Here is a 1,899-nt window from a genome sequence, read left to right on the forward strand (position 1 = left end):
GAGGTTCACGGCGATGAGCGTGTCGGCCAGCTCGTCCGGGACGGCCCCGATGGCCGCGGCACGCAGGTCACCCGACACGTACCGGATGAGCTGCGTGAACATGTGCAGCTCGACGCCGTAGACGCTCCACGTCATCCCGAGCGAGCGGGCGCGCTCCACCCCGTCGGCCGTGACCTGCGTGGCACCCGGCAGGTCCCCCGCGTAGTACCGGTTGCTGGCGAGGTTGTACATGGTGCGCAGCTCGGTCGCGTAGTCGCACGCCTCCCGGGCGCGGGCGAGCGCGCTGGTCAGCAGCTCGGCCGCGCGGTCCTCGTCGTCCACCACGAGCACCGCCAGCGTGGTCAGCGCGTCCGACTCCGCGTCGGCCGCCCCGGCCTCCCGTGCGAGCTCGACCGCGCGGGTGGCGCTGGCCACCGCCTCGTCGTCCAGGTCCGCGTTCAGCGCGCTGCGGGCGTACGTGGCCAGGGCCCAGGCCCGTTCCGGCGTCGGGGTGTCCGGGAGGTCGGCGAGCGCGCGCGACGACTGCTCGAGGGCGTCGTGCACGCTCTCCACACCCAGCAGGTACCGCGCGAGGCCGGTGCGCAGGTGGGCCTGCCGCGGGACGTCCGAGGCCGTCTCCTCGACGGCCGCRCGAGCCAGCTGCACCGAGCGGTCCACCTGCCCGGCGCGGCTCGCCGCCGCGGCGGCTGCGACGAGCACGTCGATGTGGTCGGTGCCGAGAGTCGCCGTGACCTCCGGGACGGCCTCCCAGAGCCGGAGCACCACCTCCAGGTGCCGCAGCTCCTCCGCGGGCGCGAGCACCTCGTGCGCCTGGTCGGCCGCGTCGAGGGAGGCGCGCAGCGCGGTCGGCAGGTCCGGTGCGCGCAGCGCGTGCGAGGCCAGCTGCGACGACGGTCCGAGCGTCGGGTCGTCCCGGAGCACCCGCAGGTAGGCCCGGTGCAGCGACGACTGCTCGCCAGGGAGCAGGTCGGTGTAGACGGCCTCTGCCAGCAGCGCGTGCCGGAACGCGATGAGCTCGTCCTCGCCGACGAGCACGTGGTGGGCGACGGCCTCCCGCAGCGCGGTGTCGAACGCGCCGGGCGCGGTGAGCTGCGGGTCCGCGTCCGCGACGACGGCGGCGCGCAGCAGCGGCTCCGACACGCGACGGCCGGCGGCGGAGGCGATGCGCGCCAGGCGCTGGACCGACGGGTCGAGCAGCTCGAGCCGCGCGCGCAGCACGTCGGCGAGCGACCAGGGCAGCTCGTCGGCCTCGGCGCCGGCCTCCAGCAGCTCCTCGGCGAAGTACGCGTTGCCCTCGGACCGGTCGATGACCCGGCGCAGCGTGGACTCGGTCAGCGGGGCGCCGGACAGCGCGGTGGTGAACTCGCGCAGCTCGTCGTCGGTGAACGGGGACAGGTCGAGCCGCTCCACGCGCGGGTGGCGGCTGAGCTCCGTGGCGACCGGCCGCCACGGGTGGCGCCGGTGCAGGTCGTCGGTGCGGTAGCTGGCGACGACGAGCAGGTGCTGGTCGCGCAGCCGCGAGACCAGGAACCGCAGCACGTCCCGGCTCGAGGCGTCCGCCCAGTGCAGGTCCTCGAGCACCAGCAGGAGCGGGTGTCCGGGACTGCCGACCGCGCTGAACGCCTCGACGAGGCCGTCGAAGAGCTGGAGCCGGTTCGCCTGGTCGTCGGGGGCGGTCGCAGAGCCTGACGGGCCGGGCAGCAGCCGGGCGAGCGCCGGACGGTTGGCGACGACCGCGTCCACCGCCTCGGGGTCCAGCGCGTGCAGCTGCGACAGCGCCTCCGCGAACGGCAGGTACGGGAGGCCGATCTCGCCGAGGTCCACGCAGTGCGCCACGACGACCCGCGCTCCGGCGGCGTCGGCCAGCTCCGCGACGTGCCGCAGCAGCCGGGTCTTGCC

Annotated in this window: 1 protein-coding gene; it reads right to left on the minus strand. The window is 75.6% G+C overall.

Annotation, left to right across the window (positions count from 1 at the left end):
* A partial coding sequence (locus AC1DUQ_RS21340; RefSeq protein ID WP_477074587.1) for an ATP-binding protein occupies positions 1–1,899 on the minus strand: 1,899 nt, incomplete at both ends.

The organism is Cellulomonas sp. P4_B5_2, assembly GCF_056402235.1.